Below are 23578 nucleotides of genomic sequence, written 5' to 3'. Positions count from 1 at the left end.
AGCGGCTCAGACGGCTTCCAGCGCGTCGAGCAAGTTGCACTTCCGACAGCGGTCGCGAGCGGTCGGCGCGCCGCAGTTCTCGCACTCGCCGAAATCGGTCTCGGCGTCGTCGCCGCCGTAGGTCTGTGCCGCCAGCGCCGCCAGTTTCTCGTAGCCAGCCATGATCGAGTGGCGGGTTCCCGGGTGGTTCTGTTCGAGACCGAGCATGAGTTCCTGTATCTCGCCGCGGTAGGCCTCCTCGGCGTGGGGACACTCCGTGATGTGAGCCGGCAGGTCCCGGAAGCGGGCGTACAGCGCGACCTCCTTCTCCGGGATGTCACGCAGTGGCTTTGCCCGCGGAACGTGGTGGTCTTGCTCCTCACGCGGGCGGTCAGTCGGCCCGTCGCCGTCGCCCTCGAAAGGACCCAGCGAGGCGTCGAAGTGTTTCGCCATCTGGGAGACATCACCCTCCAGGAAGTTCATCAGCGCCGTCTCGGCCTCGTCGTCCAGATTGTGGCCGGTCAGCAGTTTGTCCGCACCCAGTTCCTCGGCGTACCGCGAGAGGGCGTCCCGGCGGAACACTCCGCAGTACGCGCAGGCAGCCATCCCCTCAGGATCGTCCTCGACGACCTCGTCCATCCGAACGTCGTACTCGGACTCGTAGGAGACGACCTCGTGGTGGATGTCGAGGTCCTCGGTCAGTTCCCGGCAGGCGTCTAAGCTCTCGTCGCGGTACCCTTCGATCCCCTCGTGGATCGAGAGCGCGACGAGTTCGATCCGGGGGTCCTGCTCGAAGATATCGGTCAGAATCTCGGTGAGGACGACGCTGTCTTTCCCGCCCGAGAGCCCGATGACCCACGTCTCGGGGTCCTCGGGCGTGGCGTCGTCGGGGACGAGCCCGTCGTCGCGGATACGGCGCCGGACCCGTTTCTCGACGGCGCGACAGAGGTGGTCCCCACAGAGATGCAGCCCCGAGTAGGCCGCGTGCAGCACCGCGTCGTCACCGCACTTGTCACACTCCATTACCCGTGATTTCGTGTGGGCAGAGGTGAGGGTTTCGTCTCGTATCGGACCCTCAGCGAGTTGTTTCCGGAGGAGGAGCGAACATCGTCCACGCCAGTACCGGCGAGGGCAAACGCGCCTACGTCAGAGCGCGTCGGGACCGCGTTCCAGCGCGTCCAAGACGGTGTCGACGTGGCGCTCGCGGCTCGACGAGGAGAACAGTTCGTGCCCGCCCTGGTACAGTCGGATTCGATCGGCGTGGAGCCGACGGCCGATCGCCCGCGGGTCGACGACCCGGTCGGTGAGCGTACAGAAGGCGACGGCGTCATCCCGCCCTGGTGGGAGGCGTGCCTGTGCCCGCCGGGTCGTCCGCAGGAAGGCCGGCGAGGCGGCGTCGGGACCATCGGCCAGTTGCGCGTCGGTCGCCAGGTCGCCGATGGCCTCACCGTCTAGGTTCCCCGTCGGGACGATCGGTTTCGAGACCGGGAGGCTCGTCACGAGATCGAGGACCGGATCGGGAAGCGGGAGGTCGCTGCCCCACCACGGGCTCAGATAGACGCGGTTTGTCACGCCCGGAACGTCGAGGAAGGCACTGGTGAGCCCGCCAGCGCTGTGGGCGAGGATCGGAAACGAATCGAGCTCGGCCGCGTATTCCCGGACTGGATCGACCCACTCCCGCCGGAGGTCGGTGATGTGGGTCGGGAGTTCGACGACGTGGGTCCGGTACTCCTGGGCGACCTGATCGACGAGCCACTGGACGTTCTCGTGACGACAGCGGTTCCCCCAGCCCAACACGAGCAGGCAGTCTCGGTCGGCACCGTCGTCGTAGACCCGGATCTGCATGTCCGACGCTGCGGCGCCGGCGGGCAAAAAACCGGGTACCGGGTTTTCGGGACTGATAGCTGCGCCACTGGGTTTATTTTGTCGTCGCCCCCTCGATCGCACATGTCGTACTTCGATTCGGAGTTCGCGAGCGTCGACTACGATAGCGATTCGGACGCGATCGTCGCCCGCATGACCGACTTCGCGGAGGGAGAGCCGTTCCGGGAGTACATGAACGCGATCATCGACGCCATCGAAGACACCGGCTCCAGCCGGGTGGTCGCCGATACGAGCCAGATGGGTGCACTGGCCGAAGAAGACCAGGTCTGGTCGGTCAAAGACTGGGCACCCCGGGCCGAGGACAGCGGGCTCGATCACATGGCGCTGGTGATGCCCGAGAGCGTCGTCGCCGAGATGTCCGTCGACAGCGTGGTCGAGATGGCCGACGACACGATCAATCGTGATCTCTTCGAGGACGCCGACGAAGCGCTCGACTGGATCGCACGCCAGTAGAGAGGCAGTGTTTTGAGCGAGCACCCCATACCGTCTGCCGATGACCATGGACCGTTCGGCGGCCGTCGAGCGCGTCGAGGAGATCGTCGCGACCGTCGAAGACGACCGGATGCCGGTACCGGTCCGGGAGGTGTGGGTCTTCGGCGACGTGGCGTTGGGACTGGACCCCGTCGAGCGACTGGACGTCTACGTCACGAAGGACATCCTCTTCAAGGACGCTCCGGAGCGCGCCGAGGAGTTCCAGCGGAGCCACGGCGTCGACGGCGTCGGCAAGACCGTCCGTGCCGCGTGGGCCGACGAGCACCCCGAGTACCTGCGTGCCAACGCCAGCGGCCACGCCGCCCCCGAGAAGTGCCTGGCCGCCCACCTCCTGCCCGACACCGACGAGCCGATCCACCTGGAAGTGTGTAACGCCTCCTTCGACGACAACGTCACCCAGCGACTGAAGGGTGCGATGGCCCGCGAGGACTACGAGCAGATCCTCGACCCGCGGGGAGCCTGTCTGTGGGTCGAAGGGAGACGGTCGACGGAGGCCTTCGAGAAGCTCCGGAACGGCGAGTTCGTCCTGCCGACGCTGTCGGGCGCCCTGGAGATGCTCGGGATGGAGGAAGCCGAGGCCGGCGAGGCCGCCGAGGCAGTGCGGGCCTACCGGGAACGGCAGGACGGCCCCTCCGTCCGTGGCGACGTAGTGTAGCGGGACAACGAGTCACACCCGACCGACAGTCACGAAGAACGGGACGGTCTCACGGCGCTCGTACGCCCGGTCGCCCATCTGCTCGACGACCGTCCGACCCATCTCGCGCCACTGCTCGCGTAGCCGATCCAGTTCCTCCGGTGTCGTCTCGCCGTCGAGGATCGTCTCGCGGTCGCTCGCCAGCCCCTCGCCGGTGGCCTTCCGGCGCGCCGAGCGGATCGCCTGTTCGCCGTAGGGCGGGGCGATCTCGCGGACCTGGTCGTAGCGGCGCGTCGAGACCACGTCCAGCCCCGCCTCGCGGAGGAGGTCGGCCGCGTCGCTGCCCAGGGCCACGTCGGTCCCGACGCCGTCGAGGTAGAACCGGCGTGCGCGCCGCGCCAGTGGGGGTTCGGCCTCGACCGTCGATTCGACGGTGACCGCCGCGTTGTTCGGTTCGACCGCCGCGACCCGCTGGCTGGCGACGCGGGCGAACTCCCGGACCGCCGCGCCCGGATCGGGAAGGTTGATCAGCAGGGCCTGACAGACCACCAGATCGAAACTGTCCGCGGCGAAGGGAAGGCGCGTGGCGTCGCCCTGGACCGTCGGCCCGCCGACAGACGTCAGCAGGCCGGCGTCGGCGTCGACCCCGACGACGGTCCCGTCGGTCTCCTCGCGGAGAACGCGGGTGAGTTCGCCGGTACCACAGCCGACGTCAAGGACGCGCTGGCAGTCCCCGAGTTCGAGGTCCGCGAGCGCCTCGCGGGAATCGGCCCACATCCCCGTCCGGGTGGCTTCCAGGTAGTCGGCGGAAAACCGTCGCACGGATGGTAGCTGTTGGCTCGCGGTAAAAAACGTCGCGGTCCGGCTCAGTCCCGCAGTTCGTGGACCCGTTCGATGTTCCAGGCGAAGCTCTTCCCGTCCTCCGAAGGCGTTTCGAGGACCAGCGGGACATCCCGGACTGCGTCGTGGTTGACGAACGCGGTCATGCCGTCCTCGCCGATCTCGCCCTCGCCGATGTGGGCGTGTTCGTCCTTGTTCGTCCCACATTCGTGTTTCGAGTCGTTGAGGTGGACACAGGCCAGATCCGCCAGGCCGACGACCTCGTCGAACTCGGCGAGAGTCTCGTCGACGCTCTCGGGGGTCGAAAGGTCGTAGCCCGCCGCGAACGCGTGGGCAGTGTCGAGACAGAACTCGATGTCCAGATCCGTTCGCTCGCGAACCGTCGCGAGGTGCTCGAACTCCCCGCCGAGTTTCGTCCCGCTGCCGGCGTCGGACTCGACCAGGACGGTCACGCCGTCGGGGACGTCCAGTTCGGAAAGCGCCGAGGCAGCGTTGTCGAGGCCGCCGTCGACGCCGGCGCCGGTGTGAGCGCCCAGGTGGACGTTGACGTACTCGATGTCGAGTTTCGCGGCGGCGTCGACCTCCTTCTGCATGGCGTCGATGGACTTCTCCCGGAGGTCGTCTTTCGGCGTACAGAGGTTGACCAGATACGAGGAGTGGATGACCCAGGGTCCGACACCGTGCTCCGCCGACCGGTCCCGGAACTGCTGGGCCTCCTCGTCCTCGATGTTGGGGTCCTGCCAGACCTGCGGCGAATGGGAGAAGATCTGGCCGCAGTTCCCGCCGTAGTCGACCTGCTCGTCGACGGCGTTGTACGCGCCGCCCGCGATAGAGGTGTGTGCACCCACTCTGAGCATATCCGTCGGTGGGGTTGGGCCGGGCAAAGAGGTTCCGGACCGCCGCCGTCACACCGGTCCGGTGTCAGAATCGACGAGGCCGGCCATCACGCGAGCCTCGGCCTTCCGGAGGTGTTCGGCCGCTGTCCCGGGGGCACAGTCGATTCGCTCGGCCACGTCCGCGACGGTTCCGTCCCGAGGGTTCTCGTAGTAGCCGGTCTCGACGGCGGCCGCGACGGCCGCGAACTGCCGATCGGTGAGCGTGCTGCCGGTGTCGAGCCGTCGGCTGTCGTAGGTGCCGACTTCCAGCACGTCGACGTCGATCGGGTCGGGGACGGCATCGACGGCACGCTGGACGGCCTGGCCCGGACCGACGAGCGTGAGTTCGACGGTGCCGTCGGCCAGGTACGCGACCGGTGAGACGAGCACCAGTTGAGCGCGCGTCAGTGCCTCGACGAGGGCCGTGTCGGTCTCGCTTGGCCGATCCTGTACGTAGAGGTAGAACGTCTCGTCCGGACACGTCGAGATGGCGTAGTCGACGACAAGGTCGGTCGCCTCCAGGGCCGCCCGGTAGGGGTCCGGCGGGAAGCCATCGACGTGAAAGAGCAGGGTCTGGAGTTCCTCGCCTACACTGTTGCCCCGCAGCATGTAGCTAGCGTCGTACCCGTCGGTCTCGACGACGAACTGGTGCATCGGGTGGCGAACCGGCGGGTCCATCGCCAGCGAGAGCCTGACGTATTTCACAGCGGTGGTTCCGGACCCATATATAAATGAGCCTCGCATCAGAGGCGACAGTTCGAGGCTACTCCCGGCCGTCCGTCCGCGTATGTCCCGGACAGTTGCCGCCGGTCGTGAGCGGGAGTCGGACCTGGTCGAGCCGATCCGCGAGTACGTCTTGGAGACCGAGACTCACGAGAACGCACCTGCTGTCGTCGTCAGAGCCGACGAGGTCCGGACCGTCCTCGCGACGCTGAAAGCCGAGGCGGGACTGGATCACTGTGCCTGTGTCACGGCCCAGGCCTACGAGGACCGCTACGAGAGCATCTATCACCTCCGGAGCTACGACGACCCCACGAAGGAACTGTCGGTGGTCGTCCCCTCGCCGACGGACGACCCCCACAACGAATCGGCCGCGCCGGTCTATCCGACCGCAGCGTGGCACGAACGGGAGGCCTACGACCTGGTCGGTATCGAGTACGACGACCACCCCGACCTCCGGCGGATTCTCCTCCCCGAGACCTGGCAGGGCCACCCGCTCTCGCCCGATTACGATCAGAACCAGCCACAGATCGTCACCTACCGCGAACACGAGCGCATCCTCGAAGACCGCCGGGAGGGTCCCGACACCATGCACATCAACATGGGGCCACACCACCCCTCGACACACGGCGTCCTCCACCTGAACGTGACGCTGGACGGCGAGACTGTCGCGGACGTAGAACCCGATATCGGCTACATCCACCGTTGCGAGGAACAGATGTGCGAGAAAGGGACCTACCGCCACCAGATCATGCCCTACCCAGACCGCTGGGACTGGAGCGGGGCCGGCCTCTGTAACGAGTGGGCCTACGCCCGCGCCATCGAAGACATGGCCGACATCGAGGTCCCCGAGTACGCCCAGGTGATCCGGACGATGAGCGCCGAGTTCTCCCGTATTCTCGGACACATGCTCGCCGTCGCGACCTACGCCCTGGACGTCATCAGCGAGTTCACAGCCGTCTTCCAGTGGGGAATCCGGGACCGCGAGATCGTCCAAGACATCCTCGAAGACCTCACCGGCCAGCGGCTGATGTTCAACTACTTCCGGGTCGGCGGCGTCGCCTGGGACCTCCCGGAACCGCGCGCGGAGTTCTTCGAGAAGATCCGGGCGTTCCTGGACTCCCTCCCACGAAAACTCACGGAGTACCACGACATGCTGACCAGCAACGAGATCTTCCAAAAGCGGACCGTCGACACCGGCCGGCTCACCGCCGAGACCGCCAAGGCCTACGGCTGTACCGGCCCGGTCGCACGGGGCTCGGGCGTCGACTACGACCTCCGGCGGGACGACCCCTACGGCTACTACGACGAACTGGACTGGTCGGTCGCCACCGAGGGCAGCGGCGACAACTTCTCGCGCGTGCTGGTCCGGATGCGCGAGGTCGAGGAGTCCGCGAAGATCATCGACCAGTGTGTCGACCGCCTCGAACAGTGGCCCGAGGACGACCGTGAGATCCAGGCCAACGTCCCCCGGACGCTCCGGCCCGACCCTGACACCGAGATCTACCGGGCGGTCGAGTCCGCGAAGGGCGAACTGGGCATCTACATCCGCTCGGACGGGACGGAGACGCCCGCCCGGTTCAAGATCCGCGGCCCGTCGTTCTCACACGTCCAGGTGCTACCGGCCATCGCCGAGGGCGAGTTCATCCCGGATCTGGTCGCCAGTATCGGCAGTCTGGACCCGATCATGGGCGACGTCGATCGGTGAGCAACTGCTGTCGCCGCTGCCGGCCGTCTCCTTTTGTAGTTCGCGCGCGTACGCGAAGCCACGATGACAGCACAGGCGACGTTCGCGGGCGGCTGTTTCTGGTGTACCGAGTCGGTGTTCAAGCAGGTCGATGGTGTCGAATCGGTGGTCTCGGGGTACGCCGGCGGCCACGTCGAGGACCCCACCTACGAGGCGGTCTGTCGGGAGGAGACCGGCCACGCCGAGTGTGTCCAACTCACCTACGACCCCGACGTGGTGAGTTACGAGGACCTGCTGGCGGTCTTTTTCACGACCCACAACCCGACGACGCTGAACCGTCAGGGCAACGACGTGGGGACTCAGTACCGCTCTGCCGTGTTCTACCACGACGACGAGCAACGCGCGGCCGTCGAGGCGTTCATCGAGGAGATCCAGCCGGGCTACGACGACGACATCGTCACCGAGGTCGAGCCCCTGGAGGCGTTCTACGCCGCCGAGGAGTACCACCAGAACTACTTCGAGAAGAACCCCAACCAGGCCTACTGTACGATGACGATCCCGCCGAAGATCGAGAAGCTCAAGCAGAAACACGCGGAGTTGCTGGCATGAACTTCGAGTACACGACGGATATTGCGGTCCGCTACGACGATCTCGACACCTACGGCCACGTCAACAACGTCCGCTACGGGACCTACCTCGAAGAGGCCCGGATCGACTACCTCGCGGACGTCGTCGGCCGCGGGGAAGGTGGCCTGCTGTCCGCGACGGGCGAGGGGACCGGGATCGTCATCGCCAACTTAGAGATCGACTTCGAGCAGCCGGTCCAGCTAACCGACAGCGTCACCGTCGGCGTCCGAATCCCCCGACTTGGCGAGAAGAGCTTCGCCTTCGAGTACGAGATCCGAAACAACGGTGCGGTCGCTGCGACCGGTGAAACGACTGTCGTCACCTACAGCCGTGACGAGCAGGCCCCCATCCCGATCCCCGACAGCTGGCGCGAGTCGATCACGGAGTTCGAAGGGCTATAGCCCCGAGATGTCTGTTTTTCCGGAGTCCGACGGACTGACGGGTCGGTACGTGCGTCTGACGCTATATACCGGATAGCACGATAGAAAACTCCGGTGGGCAGTTCGAACCTCAGAGCCTCGATACGCTCTCCCGGTGTCTCAGAGACCCACAGTTTGAATTGGAAGTCTCCCACTAGACTCACCCGCATGGACTCGGGAGAACCGACCGGACACGCACCGTTGATCGGGGCTATCGACTACCGGCGACAACGACGGGGCTTCGGCCAGGACACCAACCGATGAGCAGTCACGGTGAACGATCGCCGGAACCCGAACTCGGCTTGCTCGACGCGACGATGATCGGGATGGGCGCGATGATCGGAGCCGGGATCTTCGTGCTGACGGGGCTCGCCGCCGAGATAGCGGGGCCTGCAGCACTCCTCGTGTTCGTCCTCAACGGTGTCGTCACCGCCTTCACGGCGCTGTCGTACGCCGAGTTGGCCTCGGCGATCCCCAAGAGCGGCGGCGGGTACGCCTTCGTCAGGGAGGTGTTCGCCGACCTCCCGTCGTTCATGATGGGGTGGCTGCTCTGGTTCGCCTACATGGTCGCCGGTGGCCTGTACGCGCTGGGCTTCGCGCCGAACTTTCTGGAGTTGCTCCACGTCTACGGCATCACGGCTCCACCCGGCGAGGTCGGCGCGGTCGCCGTCCCGGTCATCGACGTTGGGATTCCCGTCGGTGTCGGCCTGGCGTTCGCCGCGGTCCTGCTGCTGGTGTCGCTGAACGCTGCCTCGACGGCCGCCAGCGGGAGCGTCGAGACGATCTTCACGGCCATCAAAGTCAGCATCCTGGTCGTGTTCGTCGGCTACGGCGTCACGTCGCCACAGTTCACCGGGGCGGAGTTCCAACCGCTGTTCCCCGGCGAGAAGACCGCTCTCAGTATCCTCCCGGCGATGGGGTTGACCTTCATCGCCTTCGAGGGGTACGACCTCATCACGACGGTCACCGAGGAGGTCAAGAACCCCCGAGAGAACATCCCGAAAGCCATCTTCATCAGCCTGGCCGTGACCCTAGTCGTCTACGTCGCCGTAGTCAGCGTGGCGATCGGAACCCTCGGATCGGTCGGTCTCGCCGACGCCGGTGAGGCCGGAATCGCCCAGGCCGCGACGAACTTCATGCCCACCTTCCCGGTCATCGGTAACGGCGGCGCAGTCATCGTCTTCGGCGCGGTGTTCTCGACGCTGACGGCGTTGAACGCCGTAGTCATCGCCTCCTCACGGGTCGCGTTCTCGATGGGACGGGAGGGACAACTGCTCTCCTCGTTCGGGCAGATCCACCATCGGTTCGGGACCCCGTTCGTGGCGATCCTGGCCAGTGCCGTGGTGATGTTGGGTTCCGTCGTGTTGCCCACCCAGAGCGCCGGAAACATGTCGAGTCTCTTCTTCCTGCTCTCGTTCGTCATCGTCAACGGGTCGGTCATCAAACTCCGCCGTGAACGACCCAACATGGCGCGGCCGTACGAACTGCCGTACTATCCGGTACCGCCGATTCTCGGTATCGCGCTGAACCTGCTGTTGACGGGCGTGCTGGTGATCTATCTACTCCGGACGGACGTGCTCGCACTGCTACTCAGCATTGGCTGGGTGGCGCTCGGTGTCCTCGCGTACTACGGACTCAAAGCCCTCGGGGACTCCGGAGAGGGGACCGGTCAGCAGACGGCAGTCGCGGAGGACGATTAACTATGACCCAGGACAAATCAGTACTCATCGTCGGCGGTGGACGTGTCGGCTTCCAGACAGCGGAACTGCTCGCCGACCGCGGACACAAAGTAACGATCATCGAGCGCGATCCCGCCACCTGTGAGGCGCTGACCGACGAGTGGATGGCAACAGTCATCCAGGGCGACGCCACGAACCCCGAGATCCTCACTCAAGGCGGGCTGGAGAAAGCCGACGTCGTCGCCGGCTTGACCGGACAGAGTGGCGTGAACCTCGCGGTCTGTATGATGGCGACGCGGCTATCGCCAGACGTGAGAACCGTTGCGCGGATCGACCACGGGGACGGTGCCGGCTACAAGCAGTTCGTCGACGCCATCGTCTACCCCGAGCGAGCGGGGGCACGTGTCGCCGCAAACGAGATCGTCGGCAGCGACGTCCAGACACTGGCCGATGTCACGGGAACGCTCGACATCATGGAAGTTCTCGTCGAGGAGGGCGCGCCGGCCGCCGGCAAGCGGCTCGCCGACGTCCGGTTCCCCGCTGGAACGCTCGTTATCTCCGACGACGACGGTGAACGGGTCGCACAACCCGATACGGAACTCCGTCCCGGTCGTCGGTACGTCGTCGCCGTCGAACCGGACGTCGTCGAAGAGGTCATGAACCTCCTTCGGGGGTGACCTGCCGCCAATAGCGTCGATCGTCCCCGGTCAGGCGCGTCAGCTATCCCCAAAGCTTTGCGGATTGGTCTGCTGTCTTCATTCTCCCAGTAAGCGGCTGATCAGGGTACGGTCCGGTGGCTTTCGTGGTCAGTCAGAAGCGGTGAGCGAGACCAGTGGCCCCTGAAGTTGTGACCCGCTATCAGAGCGTTTTGTATAGCGATATGGTATTTAAAACTGTCTTCCGCACGACGCGCCGAGCTTTTAGGAGTCCGGCGAGTACCGTCGTGTAATGGTCGAAAACGTCGCCCCGGTGGTCGCCGAGCTGGAGCAGGACGACATCAACCTGCTGTCGGGGGTCGAACACGGGATGCGGTTCTCGGAGTACGTCGCCCGCGAGAAACTCGTCGAGTTCTCCCGGCTGACGGCAGAAGAAGTCGACTACCGGTTGGACCGCTGTGAAGACCGCGGATTGGTCGAGCGCAAGACCATCCAGTACCAGGGGTTCAAGCTCACCTTCGAAGGGTACGACGCGCTCGCGTTACACACGTTCGCCCAGCGCGAGACCCTCGAAGGCGTCGGGTCGCCCCTTGGTGTCGGGAAAGAAAGCGACGTCTACGAGGCCCAGTCGTACAAGCCACTGGCACTGAAGTTCCACCGCGAGGGGTATACGAACTTCCGGGAAGTGATGAAAGAGCGTGAGTACACCGCCGATCGGGAACACGTCTCCTGGCAGTACACTGCCCGCAAGGCCGCCGAACGGGAGTACGAAGCCCTGGAGACGCTGTATCCGGACGTGTCCGTCCCACAGCCCCTCGATACGAACCGCCATGCCATCGTCATGGAGAAGATCGATGGCGTCGAACTCTCCCGGACCAAACTCTCGGAGGAACAGGTGGTTCCAGTGCTCGAACTCGTCCTCGACGAGATGGCGGCAGCCTACGACGGCGGGTTCGTCCACGCCGACATGAGCGAGTACAACGTCTTCGTCACCGAACAAGGGGTCGTCGTCTTCGACTGGCCACAGGCAGTCCCGACGGACCACGAGAACGCCCGGGAACTGCTGACCCGTGACGTCGAGAACATCGTGAACTACTTCAAACGGAAATATCCCGCACTCGTCGGTGAGGTGCATATCGACGGCCTCACCGAGGCGATCGCTGGCGACGAGTTCGAGGAACTGGCTGCCTACGCCGAATAGCGTCGTTTGTCCCCAATCTCGCAGACGCCGTGGTGTTTTCTACGTTTTAAATCACATGTCGCGATATGAAATCCCGATGTCGCAACCGAGTTTCGGAGAATCGGTCAATTCCCGCGTGATTGTCGGGTCGACCGCTTCCCACGACTGAACTCGTGGCTTTCTCCTCGAACTCCTGTACTCTCTCGGTAGAGGGAATCGGAGCCGTGGAACGGAGCAGGGCGCCAGTCGGCATAGCCATCTTCGAGAGGGCCGGAGAACCGATCATCACCCATGAGTGTAGCACAGAGAGATTCGGTGGTCCGGAGTTGCTCCCGGAGTGAGTCCGGCACCTCTCGGTCAGCCAGTTCATGCGTTCGGCCATCGCCGCAGGTCCCCCGAAACGTTCGGTCCATCTGCCCATGGTGGAGGAGTAACCGAGAATTTTGGCCAACCTAAAGTTCGGAATGTTTTTGTAATTATTAGGTAGACCTAAAACCATGGAGCGCACTAACGACGGCGAGAACGCACCGACGCGGCGTGACTACATCAAGTACGGTGGGGCAATTGTGGGTACTGGGTTATTTGCGGGCTGTTCGGGGGCTTCCCGGTCGGAGTCTACAGAGTCGGCCGCTCAATCGACACAGACGGACAGTTCGGGGACGGATGCCGGGACTGAGTCGGATAGTTCATACACTGTCGAGATCGAACCGATGGGTGCAGTCGAGTTCGACGGACCACCCGAGCGCTGGACCGCATTACTACCGACTTTCGCGGATATGGCGTTCGCACTGGGCGGTGGACAGACGCTTGGTATTCAGAATCACGATCGGTTTGCGAACGAAGCCTTCGAAGCGCTTCCAGGTGTGAACTTCAACGCGGATGAGATCGTAGAACTGGTTACCGACGGTGTGAATAAGGAACTGTTCTATAAAATGGACGCGGACGTGCATTTCATAGACCCACATCTGCTGCGGCTCTGGTACGACTGGGACCAGGGTGACATCGATGAGGTCAAGGAAAACCTTGGGCCGTTTTTTGGCAATTTTATCCGGCGGCATAGTGACGACTGGCACGATTACCGCTACTACACCCTCTATGAGGCCTTTGAATTGATGGCTGAACTCTTTCAGGCACAGGAGCGTTACCAAGCATTCGTTGAACTCCATGAGAGTATGCTCGACTCGATCGAGCAGCACTTGCCGCCGGCCGAGCAGCGACCGACAGCCCTCCTCGTCTTTCCGGCCGATGGATCGGGGTTCCAGTTCTACACGTTCCGGTTTGACGATGGCGGGGTCAGTACCAAGCAGTGGCGCGATCTCGGCCTGACGGACGCACTTGCGGCGACGGATGTAGGACATTATAGTTTCTCCGACAGGGGGACCCTCGATCTCGAAGCCTTGATCGAGATCGATCCCGAGGTACTACTGGTGCGAAACTACGGAGGAGCGTCCGAATCTGCGTTCCAAGAGGAGATTGTCAAGCCACTACAAGAGGAAGACGGCTCGAACGGTGTGCAGGCAGTCCAGGACGATGCGGTCTACAGCGCTGGCTACCTCGACCAGGGACCGATCATCAACTTCTACCACACTGAACGGGCGGCAAAGGATATCTACTCGGATTCGTTCGAGGACGTGACGCTGTTCGACCGCGAACGCGTCGCAGAGATCGTCACCGGGAATATCTGAGGCGGTTTGCGAATACAGAACTCTCCGAGAAACGGCTTCTGTCTCAGACAGTGACACCGAGCTTCTTGCGTTCGTGCTCGGTGTACTCAGTGCGAAGTTCTTCGTCCAGTTCCTCACGCTACGGACATTGCTTGGGAGTGGGCCGGTTACACTCGGCCCAGTGGGGTTCACTCAGCGGCCCCGACTCGACGCAGGAACGAACAGAGTGCGTCGGTGGCCGTGTCGAAGAGCTGTTCGCCCTGCTCGGCGGACGCAGCCGTCGCATCCCCCACTGCACCGTTCATGCTGAACTCTTCGGTGAACCGATTGACGACGCCACCATCAACCGTGTCGTCCCAGGTTGCGGCGTCCCCGTCGGTTGGGGTACCGACATCGTCGGGACAAACGTAGAGGAGCACGGACGTTTCGAGTTCGCCGGCGTGATCGACGTAGTCGTCAACGGCACTCATCCACTCCCAGAGGAATACGTCGAGGTCGATCGTCGAGTCGTCGGCAACAGTACGGGCGAGGTTTCCGAGCGTCTCACCGTTCCCACCGTGGCCGTTGACGAGTACGACTGTCTCGACGCTCGAATCGGACAACGAGTCAAGAACATCAGCGACGTACTGTCGAAGCGTTTCCGGGGAGATCGATAGCGTCCCCGGAAAGTGACAGTGGTACGGCGCGATGCCGACTGGAACGGTGGGCAGGACCATCGAGTTGCGGTCACTGCGCCGGTCGGCCTCCCGAGCCATTTCCCGTGCGATAATCGTGTCCGTACCGACGGGTGCGTGTGGCCCGTGTTGCTCCGTGCTTCCAACAGGGAGCAGCGCTACCGTCGGTGCCGCGTCTTTGACATCGGTCCAGGAACTCGTCTCGAGATGCATCGTCGTTTGGTACCTACGAGGCGATATAAGTGGTACCGATCCGGACGCTCGCCGAAATATCGAGTCCGCCATAGACCGGTACCTTACTGGCGTACTGAAACACTCCGGCGTTCAGCCCCAGGCATACTGACAGGGGAACAAGACTGCTGGAGGGTGATCCGAGCCGACGGTTATTTTTTAGGTCCGGCTAAAAATCGAAGTAGTTATATATTTTTAGGTTAGCCAAAAGACGTGGCGAGAGATGACAGAAGACAGCGTTCGTCAACTCGCAGAGAGTATCTGAAGTACGGGGGAGGAGTCCTCGGGACTGGCTTGCTCGCTGGGTGTACCGGGCAGTCGGACTCCGGGGGACCGGCGACCCAGACCGACACAGCGGACACACCCGCGACGGAGACCACGATGTCGGAAGACGGGAGCTACTCGGTGACGATGTCGCCCGTCGGGACGGTCGAGTTCGAACGCCCGCCGGAGACGGCGACGGTGTACGACGCGACGTGGGCCGACATCCTCGTGGGCCTCGGCCACGGTGACGCCGTCCTCTCGCTCGGGCATCCGGAGTTGTATTACGCCGGCTACTACGACCAGCTCGACGGCGTCTCCTTCGACACGAGCGGACTTGCGCCGCTCTACAACGACGGGCTCGACACGGAGCAGTTCTACGAACTCGATGCGGACATTCACCATCTCGATCCCGTCAACATCGGGTACAGTGGCTGGTCGGGGTGGTCGATGACGGACGTCGAAGAGATCGAAGAGAACATCGGGCCGTTCGTTGCCAACCGGTTGAGTCGCGCCCACGCCGAGCCCCCAGCGGAGTACGGCGGTGACTACCAGTACTACTCGCTCTGGGAGCTCACCGAGAAGCTCGGACAGGTCTACCGCGAAGCCGAGCGGGCAGCCGAATTACAGGCGATCCGCGACGATCTGGTCACCGAGATCACGGCCGACCTTCCGTCCCGGTCCGACCGCCCATCGGTCGGTCTTCTCGTGTTCTCCCCCGACGAGGAGACGTTCTCGCCGTACAAAATCAACGCACCGGGCTACGGGAAGGCCCAGTACCGACCGTTCGGCGTCGAGGACGCCTTCGCCGACAGCGACAAGACGTACGCGGAGAACTACGAGGGGAGCTACGACATCGAGGGGCTCCTCGAAGTCGATCCCGACGTGATCGTTCACAACTGGGACATCGAGCCGTCGGACCGGACCCGCGCGATGCGGGCGTTCTTCGCCGACAACCCCGTCGCCCGGGAACTCACTGCCGTCCAGAACGACCGCGTCTACGTCGGTGGCACACCCACACAGGGGCCGGTCATGAACATCTTCCAGATCGAGATGACCGCAAAGCAGCTGTTTCCCGAACAGTTCGGCGAGTGGAACGGCGTCGGCGAACACAGCCCATCGGAACGGCTGTTCGACCGCCAGCGGCTCGCTGACAGTATCAACGGCGACAGCTGACTGATTGCTACCGAGACGAAGACGACGGAGGCACCGACGCGACACGTGAGTCTTGGCCGACCGGGCCGCCTATCCGTGCCCGGTCCAACTGGGGATATGACCGACGACGGCAGCGAGAGCCGCCAGCGTGCGATCGGTGCGCTGGCCCGCCGAGAGTACGAGCGGGCCGGCGACGAGTACACGCGAGCGGCCTGGCAGCGACTCGCAACACCGCGGGACGGCCAGTCCCCGTTCGAACCCGACGAGAAGGGGTGGGTCGGTGCGGGCCTACAGTTCCTCTCTATCGCCGGTGTGGCCTACCGAGTCGCCGGCCAGAGCGGGCGGGCGACCCACCGGGGTGTCGAGGGGGTTGCAGTCGCGAACGATCTCAAGCGAAGTCTCGACGAGCCCGTTCAGCGGGCCTGTCTCGGCGAGTTCGCCGCGGACTTCCGGGCGATCGGGGAGATGGACGGCGTCGCTGATGCCTACCGCGAGGCCCGGTCGGCCTACGAGCGGGTCGGTGACAGCGTCGACAGCCCACAGGTGGTCGGGACGACACCACTGTTCGAGGCCGCGGCCGCACCGCTCAAGCAGGTCGCACGGAGCCTCGATGACGGCGAGATCGCTATCGCGTGGGAAGACATCCACGGAAGCGATCCGGCCGAGGCCGGTGCCTTCCTCGGCCACCGCGCCGACTACAAGCGACGGCGGTTCCCGAGCCTCCTGGATCGGGTGGTCGAAGCAGGATATCTCGCGGCCCCGCGCGGGACAACCGAGTACGACAACGCGAACCACCGCTGTCCAGCCTGCGAGTCGACGGACATCAACTGGGCGGCCGGCAACACTCTCTGTCTGCGCTGTTCGACGCCGGTCGAGCGGCGTTAGCCGAGCAGATCGTCCAGGCCCTCACCCAGCGACAGCGTCGGTTCGTACCCCAACTGTTCGCGGGCCTGCGAGATGTCCGGCCGGCTCTCGCGGATGTCGCCCGGCCGGGGGTCGGTGTGGACGATGTCGGCGTCGGGATCGATCCGGTCCCGGATGGCCTCGGCGAGTTCGCGGACCGTCGTCCGCTGACCGGTCCCGACGTTGTAGGCACGGCCGACGGCGTCGGTGGTCGCCGCGAGGACGTTCGCCTGGATGATATCGTCGATGTGGACGAAGTCGCGGTACTGCTCGCCGTCGCCGTCGACAGTCAGTGGGCCGCCGTCCCGTGCCTGGTCGGTGAAGACGTTGATGACCCCGGCGTAGTCGCCGCCAGTCTGTCCGGGACCGTAGACGTTGAAATACCGTAGCGGGACCGTCTCCAGGCCGTAGAGGTCGTGGTAGAGCCGACAGTAGTGATCGCCGCTGAGCTTCTCCAGTCCGTAGGGGGAACTGGGCTCTTTCCGGTCGTCCTCGGCGATAGGGATCGATTCGGGCGCGCCGTAGATCGCCGCGCTGGAGGCGAAGACGACCCGGGCGTCCGCGCGACGGGCCGCCTCCAGGATCGAGAGCGTCGCGTCGACGTTCGTCGCGTGGCTCGTCTCCGGGTCCTCGACGGATTGGGCGACGCTGACGACGGCCGCCTCGTGGAAGACCAGATCGACGCCGTCCATGGCCGTCTCGACGGTGTCCCGGTCACGGATGTCGCCTTCGACGACCGTCGCACCGTCCGGACACCGCTCGCGCGACCCCGAGGAGAAGTCGTCCAGGATGCGGACGTCGTTGTCCGGGAGCAGTGCGTCGGCGATGTGGCTCCCGATGAAGCCGCCGCCGCCGGTGACGAGTACCTGCCGGCCGGTTGGCGTCTGTGTCATTGTCCTGACGATGTACCGGCCGGCGTAAATACTCGGTGGACCGCCGAGCCCTCACAGATTCCGGTCACGCTCGTTTGCGGAGGCGTCCCCGGACGAACGGGCGGATCGGCGTCACACCGAGGGTGCGCCGTTCGAGTTCGAGTACGTCGAAGGCGGGGTGGGCCGCAAAGAGTGCCGCTGTCCGCCGGGTGAGGTGACAGCCACCGGCGAGTCGGCGCCACAGCGGCGTCACCGCTCGCTGGACGCGTTCGCGCCAGCCGTCGTCGGCGACGTGTTCGAGAAAGCGGAACTCGCCGCCGGGTTCGAGGACGCGTGCGACCTCGTCAAGCGCCGCCTCGGGGTCCCCGATCGTACAGAACACCATCGACGCGATCACCGTATCGAACGTGTTGTCGGCGTACGGGAGGTCGGCCGCGCCCGCCGACCGGAGAGTAACCGCCAGCCCAAGCGATCGCGCTCGCTCGGCGGCCTGCCGTCGCATGTGACCGTCGGGTTCGACGGCGTGGATGGCCGACCCACTGCCGGCCAGAAACGGGAACATCGCGCCGGTACCGGCCCCCAGGTCCAGTACCGTCTCTCCGAGGTCACGAGCGAGGTACTGGCGATGAGGGCGGAGCAGTGTCCGCTCGGCGACGGCAGTCACGGGGTCGTAGATCGCCGCGAACAGCGGATGGTCGGGGTCGTCGGGCGAAGTCGGCACTGTCACTCCTCTGTCGTGCAGTCGGCGGCGCGTTCGGTTGCGGTCGCCTGTGGGTCGCTGAGCCGCTCGGTCGCGTCCGCGACCGTGAACCAGTCGGAGGCTGTATGCTCGTCGCTGAGTGAGACCGTCCCGCCCGTGACTCGACAGTGGTAGTAGACGGCGAAGCGGCCTTCGTCGGCCTCGTTTCGCCAGGAGGTCGCATGGACCGGTTCGTGGATGGTCGCATCCAGGCCGGTCTCCTCGACGATCTCGCGGTGGAGTCCATCCGGCACGTCGTCGTCGCTGACGTTGAGTCGCCCGCCCGGGAGTTCCCAGCCGCCGTCGGTCGCCCGTCGGAGGAGCAACACGTCGTCATCGGCTGTCCGCAGCACCCCGCGGATGCTCACGGTCGCGTACAGATGGCGCTCAGTCATACACCACTGATGCGTCGAGCGGTGCCTGAAGCTGTCGGTGCAACGAACGTCTGCCGGTTCGTCGGCCGATTTTATACAGTGGGGCGCCGTCGTACCCGATATGTTCGGAACGAGCGGTGTCCGTGGTCCCGTCGGGGAGACGATTACGGCAGCAGTGGCGCTGGACATCGGCCGCGCGGTCGGAGTCGACACCGACCGCGTCGTCGTCGGCCGCGATGCGCGTGACTCCGGGCGGATGCTCCGTGACGCGGTCGTCGCCGGCCTCCAGGAGACCGGGACGGACGTCGTCGACGCCGGGATGGCAGCGACGCCGACCGTCGCCCGGGGGATCGAGCCACAGGACGCCGACGCGGGTATCGTGGTGACGGCGTCGCACAACCCCCCTGCGGACAACGGGCTGAAACTGTGGACGCCCTCCGGCCAGGCGTTCTCGACGGCTCAGCAGGACGAGATCGAAGCCCGGATCGAGGCCGGCGACTACGACCTCGCGGGCTGGGACGAACAGGGGACCTGCGGGGAGTGGCCCGAGGCACGGACAGTCCACCGGCGTGCGCTCGTCGACGCGGGCCGGCGCGACGCCGACGAGGCCGGGGTTTCCCTCGACGGACTCTCCGTCGTCGTCGACCTCGGGAACGGGATGGGCGGTGTCGCAGCCGACGCCCTGTACGAACTCGGTGCCGACGTGGAGACCCTCAACGCCCAGCCGGACGGCCGGTTCCCGGGACGGCCCAGCGAACCGACGGCCGAGACCTGCGAGACGCTCGCGACGACCGTGGAGGCGACCGGCGCCGACCTCGGGATCGCCCACGACGGCGACGCCGACCGGATGATGGCCGTCGCCGACGGTGGGGAGTTCGTCCCCGGCGATCTGCTGTTGGCGATGTTCGGCCGCGAGGAGGCCGGGGACGGCGAATCCGTCGCCGCACCCGTCGATACGAGCCTCGCGGTCGACGACGCGCTGGCCGAAGTCGGCGCCGACGTGGTCCGGACCCGGGTCGGCGACGTCTACGTCGCGGAACGGACCCGCGACGAGGGGGTCGCCTTCGGCGGAGAACCCTCCGGTGCCTGGATCTTCCCGGAGGAGACGTACTGTCCCGACGGCCCCCTGGCGGCGGTGAAACTGGCAGTTCTGGCGGCCATCGAACCGCTCTCTGCACGGATCGACCGCATCGAGCGGTACCCGATCCGCCGGGCGACCGTCGAGACCGAGCGGAAAGAAGCCGTGATGGACGCCGTCGAGACACGGATCAGAGCTGAGTACGACGACGTTGCCGACCTCGACGGGCTCCGCGTCGGTACCGACGACGGCTGGTTCCTCGTTCGCCCTTCGGGCACCCAGGCACTCGTCCGGCTGACCGCCGAGTCCCGCGACCCCGAGCGTGCCGACGAGCTGCTGGCCACGGCCCGGTCGCTACTGGACGACACCATGGCGTGAGGGCGAGGTTTATCAGCCGGCCCGACGAATCGGCGGTGTGTACTCCCGGGACCACGCACTGGGATCGCTGGCGCTTGCGGTCGTGCTCCTGTTGGCGACGACGCCACCCGGCCACCCGGCCGTCCTCCTCGCCGTCGTCGTCGGTGTCGGCGTCGGAATCGACTTCGATCACTTCCTCGTCGCCACCCTGAACACGGGATCGACGAAGAACCTCAAGCGGGTCCTCCGTTCCCCGACGGTCGTCTTCCTCGATCAGCGATCGATCTTCGATCCAGACGACCTCTCGCCGCTCCAGCGCTTGCTCAGCCACGTCGTGCTCGCCGGCCTGGCCGTCTTCGGGTTGGTCGCGCTGGGCGAGCACGGCTGGGCGACGGTCGTGGGGCTGACGCTGTATCTCCACGTCCTCTGTGATCTGATTGCCGACGTGCGGAACGAAGCGGGGACGGCAAGCAGCTAAGGCCCGCCGGTCCGACGCGTCGGTATGGAACTCGATCTCCTGGCAGCGGCCGACCTCGACCCAGCGCCCGGTGCGGTCGTCGACACGGAACTGGCGGTGACTGACGACGTCCTCGTGAAGGCGTTCGCCCTCGGCCCGGGAGCGGCGATCGATCCGCACGAACACGCCGGCGCGACGAACGTCTTCCACGTCGTCGACGGCACGGTCACGGTCACGCGCGACGGCGACGAAGCGACGATCACCGCGCCCGGCGTCGTGCTGAACGAGCGGGGCCAGCTCCACGGGGCGCGAAACGAGACCGACACCGTGGCGGTTCTGACCGCGAGTCTCTGTCCGCTCCCGTAGCGCGGTCGGTGCGGTTATTGTCCTCACCCGACACGACTAGGTATGGGACCGTCACCAACGACGAACGGACTCCGGCAGCGACTCGAAGACGGCAGCGTCGCGCTCGGAATCCTCGACAACACGTACAGTCCGACGCTCGTGGAGTTCTACGGCGACCTAGGCGTCGACTACGTCTGGATCGATCTGGAACACGGCGGGCCGGACCCCTGGGACGCCACGAGCGTCGAGAACCTCCTGCGGGCCGCCGAGCGAAGCGGCGTGGAGTTGCTCGTCCGGCTTCCCGACACCGATCCGACGCTGGTCCGGAAGGCTCTGGACATCGGCGTCAGGAGCCTCTTTCTCCCGCGCGTCGAGACGGCCGCGGAGGTCGAGGCCGCTGTCCGGTCGGCGCGGTTCCGCTACGACGGTGAACCGGGCGACCGCGGGCTGGCAGCACCCCGAGCCAGACGCTGGGGGCTGGCGGAGGACTACGTCGAACAGGAGGACACCGAGACCCTCGTCGGAACCACGGTCGAGACAGCCGCCGCGGTCGAGAACATCGACGCCATCCTCGACATCCCGGACCTGGGGTTCGTGTTCATCGGCCCGCTTGATCTGTCGGTCTCGCTCGGCCATCCCGGCGAACTGGACCACCCCGAAGTGGTGGACGCCGTCGAGACAGTCCGTGCGGCGGCCGTCGAAGCGGGCGTCCCGGTCGGTGGCCTGGGCTTCGGGATGGACGACGTCAACGAGAAGGCGGCCAACGGCTACCAGTTGCTGAACCTCGGATCGACGACCGGGGCGATCCAGCAAACAGTCACGGGATGGATTGATTCCTACGACGGAACGTAGGTCTCAGTTGCCCTGTGATTGGGCTTTCGCCTCGTCGAGCCAGTCGGGATCGGCGACGGTGGTCGAGCCGACTCCGGTCAGCGTGTACGACCAGTTGGACGACACCGGAACCCCGGTGTCGGTGACGCCGCTGACGGTCCACTCCGTCGAGCGGGCGAGCCCGTCCCCGTCGACCAGGACGACCACCGTGAAGTCGTTGATCGTCACGTTCTCGTCGGAACCGAACGTCCCCGCACCGTAGTTCCGCCAGACGGTCGGGTCCGAGTACTCGTAGCGGTCGACGGTGATCCCGTCGAACTGCTCGGTGCCGACGAATTGGGCGTCCTCGAAGTCGTCGTAGTCGTACAACGCCCGGTCCCGAGCGTTGTCGAAGACGGTCGTCTGCTGGGGGGAGATCTGGTAGAACGACTCCGTGCCGTCGCCGTATTTCATGTAGGTCATCCCGTCGGCGTAGAACGACTCGTAGGCGATACCCCCGTCGGTACCGGTTGTCTCGAACGCCTCGTAGGACCGGTTCTGAGCGAGGTCGACCCCGTAGGTGTTGATAATCGTCGACGTGTTCCCGTCGCTCTCGGTCACGGAGAACGACCACTCGGCGGTGAAACTGCCGGCCTCACGGAGGAGTCGATCGGGGTCGCCGGCCGTGAACTTGTCCGCACCGCCGTCAGAGCCCCCAGCACTGGCGGCACCGTCGGACCCACTCGCGCCGTCACTAACCGACCCACCGTCACCGACGCCGATCCCGCCACAGCCCGCAAGGGCAACGGTCAACGCCAGGAGAGCTGTGGTTATGCGAACATTTCTCATACCGAGACTGACGCGCTACCCGGGGATAAGCTAGTACAGTGGTGAGTTATCGCATATCAGTGTGCTCGTCGGGGAGGCGTGCGACAGCGTTAGAGCCAGCCGGTCTCAGGATCGATGCGGTCCGGCGGCGTCTCGCCGGCGAAGGACGCCCGGAGGTTCTCGGCGACGGTCGCGTTCAGATCCTCGCGGGCTTCGACGGAGTACCAGCCCGCGTGGGGCGTCACGAGACAGTTGTCGAGTCCGACGAGCGGGTTGTCCTCGGTCGGCGGTTCCTGCCGGAGCACGTCGAGCCCCGCGGCCGCGACCTCGCCGTTGGTCAGCGCCTCGGCCAGCGCGTGTTCGTCGACGAGGCCACCGCGGCCGGTGTTGACCAGGACGGCGTGGTCCTGCATGGCTGTGAAGGCATCGGCATCCGCCATTCCCTCGGTCTCGTCGGTCAGGGGCGCGTGCAGGGAGACGTAGTCCGCCCGTTCGTACAGCTCTTCGAGGGCGACCTTCTCGACGTCCTCCTCGGCCATCTCGTCGGCGTCGACGTAGGGATCGTAGGCGATCACATCGAGGTCGAACCCGCTGAGCTGTTGCCGGGTCCGCCGGGCGATCGGTCCGTAGGAGACGAGCCCGAGCGTCCGGCCGGCCAGGCGGTGGATTGCCCGACCGCGATTCCAGTCCCAGTTACCGGCCCGGACATCCCGGTCGTAGGCAGCGACGTCACGGATACAGTCGAGCAGGAGCGTCACGGTGTGGGTCGCGACTTCGTCGGTACAGTAGGTCGGGACGTTCGTCACGGTGACCCCGTTGCGGGCCGCCGCCGGCACGTCGATGTTGTCGATGCCGACGCCCGCGCGGGCGACGATACTGAGCTGCTCCAACTCGTCGAGAGCCGCCGCAGTCACCGGCGTGTTCACGTCGACGACGACCGCATCGGCGCCGGTTGCGGCGTCACGGAACGCCGCTTCGTCGGTCGTGTCCGCGGCGACGACCTCGGCGTCGAGTTCGGCGCGGAGCAACGCTACGTCGATCATCGGATCGTCACTGGCGACCACTCGTGGCATACACGCCACATCGGTTCCCCGGCATATAACGGCCTCCGGTCTTCCCAATCGATAGGAACCGGCAGCCGGCGTGTGGGAGTCGGCG

Annotated in this window: 26 protein-coding genes; 15 read left to right on the top strand and 11 right to left on the bottom strand. The window is 65.4% G+C overall.

The window, feature by feature from the left end; translation table 11 throughout:
- Nucleotides 1–6: 6 nt before the first annotated feature.
- Complete coding sequence (gene ncsA, locus VJ109_RS10580; RefSeq protein ID WP_324756617.1) at nucleotides 7–1002, bottom strand: tRNA 2-thiolation protein NcsA; 996 nt, start codon at nucleotides 1000–1002, stop codon at nucleotides 7–9.
- A 123-nt stretch (nucleotides 1003–1125) separates the two neighbouring features.
- A complete protein-coding gene (locus VJ109_RS10575) occupies nucleotides 1126–1824 on the bottom strand; it encodes an alpha/beta hydrolase (RefSeq protein WP_324756616.1) in 699 nt (232 codons plus the stop codon).
- Between the two features lie 102 nt (nucleotides 1825–1926).
- On the opposite strand from VJ109_RS10575, the gene VJ109_RS10570 reads away from it, so the two are divergent.
- Together VJ109_RS10570 and VJ109_RS10565 are read left to right on the top strand one after the other, a co-directional pair.
- Nucleotides 1927–2316, top strand: coding sequence for a hypothetical protein (locus VJ109_RS10570; RefSeq protein WP_324756615.1), 390 nt, complete (start codon nucleotides 1927–1929; stop codon nucleotides 2314–2316).
- 46 nt (nucleotides 2317–2362) lie between these two features.
- Entirely contained in the window at nucleotides 2363–3010 is a 648-nt protein-coding gene (locus VJ109_RS10565; protein WP_434737281.1) for a DUF7095 family protein, read from the top strand.
- 12 nt (nucleotides 3011–3022) lie between these two features.
- Here the strand turns inward: VJ109_RS10565 and VJ109_RS10560 are convergent, their stop codons facing one another.
- The 3 genes from VJ109_RS10560 to VJ109_RS10550 form a co-directional block, all read right to left on the bottom strand.
- Complete coding sequence (locus tag VJ109_RS10560) at nucleotides 3023–3766, bottom strand: class I SAM-dependent methyltransferase (RefSeq protein WP_324760334.1); 744 nt, start codon at nucleotides 3764–3766, stop codon at nucleotides 3023–3025.
- Nucleotides 3767–3855: 89 nt separating this feature from the next.
- Nucleotides 3856–4686: a deoxyribonuclease IV gene (locus VJ109_RS10555; RefSeq protein WP_324756613.1), complete on the bottom strand. Its 831-nt coding sequence runs from the start codon at nucleotides 4684–4686 to the stop codon at nucleotides 3856–3858.
- Nucleotides 4687–4734: 48 nt separating this feature from the next.
- Nucleotides 4735–5409: a helix-turn-helix domain-containing protein gene (locus tag VJ109_RS10550; RefSeq protein ID WP_324756611.1), complete on the bottom strand. Its 675-nt coding sequence runs from the start codon at nucleotides 5407–5409 to the stop codon at nucleotides 4735–4737.
- 82 nt (nucleotides 5410–5491) lie between these two features.
- On the opposite strand from VJ109_RS10550, the gene VJ109_RS10545 reads away from it, so the two are divergent.
- From VJ109_RS10545 to VJ109_RS10515, 7 genes are all read left to right on the top strand, one after another.
- Nucleotides 5492–7132 (top strand): NADH-quinone oxidoreductase subunit D, encoded by a 1641-nt coding sequence (locus VJ109_RS10545; protein WP_324756609.1) that lies wholly within the window; start codon nucleotides 5492–5494, stop codon nucleotides 7130–7132.
- A gap of 63 nt (nucleotides 7133–7195) precedes the next feature.
- Nucleotides 7196–7720, top strand: coding sequence for a peptide-methionine (S)-S-oxide reductase MsrA (gene msrA / locus VJ109_RS10540; protein WP_324756607.1), 525 nt, complete (start codon nucleotides 7196–7198; stop codon nucleotides 7718–7720).
- Complete coding sequence (locus tag VJ109_RS10535) at nucleotides 7717–8139, top strand: acyl-CoA thioesterase (RefSeq protein WP_324756606.1); 423 nt, start codon at nucleotides 7717–7719, stop codon at nucleotides 8137–8139. Before msrA ends, VJ109_RS10535 begins: the two co-directional genes overlap by 4 nt.
- Nucleotides 8140–8417: 278 nt before the next feature.
- On the top strand, nucleotides 8418–9857 hold the full coding sequence (locus VJ109_RS10530) for an APC family permease (protein WP_324756603.1): 1440 nt from the start codon (nucleotides 8418–8420) through the stop codon (nucleotides 9855–9857).
- 2 nt (nucleotides 9858–9859) lie between these two features.
- Complete coding sequence (locus tag VJ109_RS10525) at nucleotides 9860–10513, top strand: TrkA family potassium uptake protein (RefSeq protein WP_324756601.1); 654 nt, start codon at nucleotides 9860–9862, stop codon at nucleotides 10511–10513.
- A 271-nt stretch (nucleotides 10514–10784) separates the two neighbouring features.
- Nucleotides 10785–11693 (top strand): serine/threonine-protein kinase RIO2, encoded by a 909-nt coding sequence (locus VJ109_RS10520; RefSeq protein ID WP_324756600.1) that lies wholly within the window; start codon nucleotides 10785–10787, stop codon nucleotides 11691–11693.
- Nucleotides 11694–12382: 689 nt separating this feature from the next.
- Entirely contained in the window at nucleotides 12383–13357 is a 975-nt protein-coding gene (locus VJ109_RS10515) for an ABC transporter substrate-binding protein (RefSeq protein ID WP_434737280.1), read from the top strand.
- Nucleotides 13358–13524: 167 nt separating this feature from the next.
- On the opposite strand, the gene VJ109_RS10510 is transcribed toward VJ109_RS10515, so the two are convergent.
- The gene (locus VJ109_RS10510) at nucleotides 13525–14223 is read right to left on the bottom strand and encodes a creatininase family protein (RefSeq protein WP_324756598.1); all 699 of its coding nucleotides are present in this window, start codon (nucleotides 14221–14223) and stop codon (nucleotides 13525–13527) included.
- A 399-nt stretch (nucleotides 14224–14622) separates the two neighbouring features.
- Between VJ109_RS10510 and VJ109_RS10505 the strand changes: the two genes are divergently transcribed.
- A complete protein-coding gene (locus VJ109_RS10505) occupies nucleotides 14623–15678 on the top strand; it encodes an ABC transporter substrate-binding protein (protein WP_324756597.1) in 1056 nt (351 codons plus the stop codon).
- Between the two features lie 96 nt (nucleotides 15679–15774).
- Nucleotides 15775–16542 (top strand): hypothetical protein, encoded by a 768-nt coding sequence (locus tag VJ109_RS10500; RefSeq protein WP_324756595.1) that lies wholly within the window; start codon nucleotides 15775–15777, stop codon nucleotides 16540–16542.
- Here VJ109_RS10500 and VJ109_RS10495 read toward each other — a convergent pair.
- The 3 genes from VJ109_RS10495 to VJ109_RS10485 all read right to left on the bottom strand — a co-directional run bounded on the left by VJ109_RS10495 (nucleotide 16539) and on the right by VJ109_RS10485 (nucleotide 18566).
- A complete protein-coding gene (locus VJ109_RS10495; RefSeq protein ID WP_324756593.1) occupies nucleotides 16539–17453 on the bottom strand; it encodes an NAD-dependent epimerase/dehydratase family protein in 915 nt (304 codons plus the stop codon). The two genes, VJ109_RS10500 and VJ109_RS10495, sit on opposite strands and share 4 nt — an antisense overlap.
- Nucleotides 17454–17517: 64 nt before the next feature.
- Nucleotides 17518–18153, bottom strand: coding sequence for a class I SAM-dependent methyltransferase (locus VJ109_RS10490; protein WP_324756592.1), 636 nt, complete (start codon nucleotides 18151–18153; stop codon nucleotides 17518–17520).
- Between the two features lie 2 nt (nucleotides 18154–18155).
- Complete coding sequence (locus tag VJ109_RS10485) at nucleotides 18156–18566, bottom strand: NUDIX hydrolase (RefSeq protein WP_324756590.1); 411 nt, start codon at nucleotides 18564–18566, stop codon at nucleotides 18156–18158.
- Between the two features lie 100 nt (nucleotides 18567–18666).
- On the opposite strand from VJ109_RS10485, the gene glmM reads away from it, so the two are divergent.
- Genes glmM through VJ109_RS10465 form a run of 4 tightly spaced genes read left to right on the top strand, consistent with a single transcriptional unit; the run spans nucleotide 18667 to nucleotide 21634 of the window.
- Nucleotides 18667–20001 carry a phosphoglucosamine mutase gene (gene glmM / locus VJ109_RS10480; RefSeq protein ID WP_324756589.1) on the top strand — a complete coding sequence of 445 codons (1335 nt, stop codon included), beginning with the start codon at nucleotides 18667–18669 and terminating at the stop codon, nucleotides 19999–20001.
- A 37-nt stretch (nucleotides 20002–20038) separates the two neighbouring features.
- Nucleotides 20039–20458 carry a hypothetical protein gene (locus VJ109_RS10475; RefSeq protein ID WP_324756588.1) on the top strand — a complete coding sequence of 140 codons (420 nt, stop codon included), beginning with the start codon at nucleotides 20039–20041 and terminating at the stop codon, nucleotides 20456–20458.
- A 24-nt stretch (nucleotides 20459–20482) separates the two neighbouring features.
- Nucleotides 20483–20803 carry a cupin domain-containing protein gene (locus VJ109_RS10470; protein ID WP_324756586.1) on the top strand — a complete coding sequence of 107 codons (321 nt, stop codon included), beginning with the start codon at nucleotides 20483–20485 and terminating at the stop codon, nucleotides 20801–20803.
- Nucleotides 20804–20845: 42 nt separating this feature from the next.
- Nucleotides 20846–21634: an HpcH/HpaI aldolase family protein gene (locus tag VJ109_RS10465; RefSeq protein ID WP_324756585.1), complete on the top strand. Its 789-nt coding sequence runs from the start codon at nucleotides 20846–20848 to the stop codon at nucleotides 21632–21634.
- A gap of 3 nt (nucleotides 21635–21637) precedes the next feature.
- Here VJ109_RS10465 and VJ109_RS10460 read toward each other — a convergent pair whose 3' ends face one another.
- Nucleotides 21638–22441, bottom strand: coding sequence for a DUF7537 family lipoprotein (locus VJ109_RS10460; protein WP_324756584.1), 804 nt, complete (start codon nucleotides 22439–22441; stop codon nucleotides 21638–21640).
- Nucleotides 22442–22530: 89 nt separating this feature from the next.
- Nucleotides 22531–23493 carry a C-terminal binding protein gene (locus VJ109_RS10455; RefSeq protein WP_324756582.1) on the bottom strand — a complete coding sequence of 321 codons (963 nt, stop codon included), beginning with the start codon at nucleotides 23491–23493 and terminating at the stop codon, nucleotides 22531–22533.
- Nucleotides 23494–23578 lie beyond the last annotated feature (85 nt).

Source organism: Haloarcula montana (assembly GCF_035666295.1).
Classification (GTDB): domain Archaea; phylum Halobacteriota; class Halobacteria; order Halobacteriales; family Haloarculaceae; genus Haloarcula; species Haloarcula montana.
Note: the sequence above shows the minus strand (reverse complement) of the source record. Positions and strands in the feature narration are given on the sequence as shown.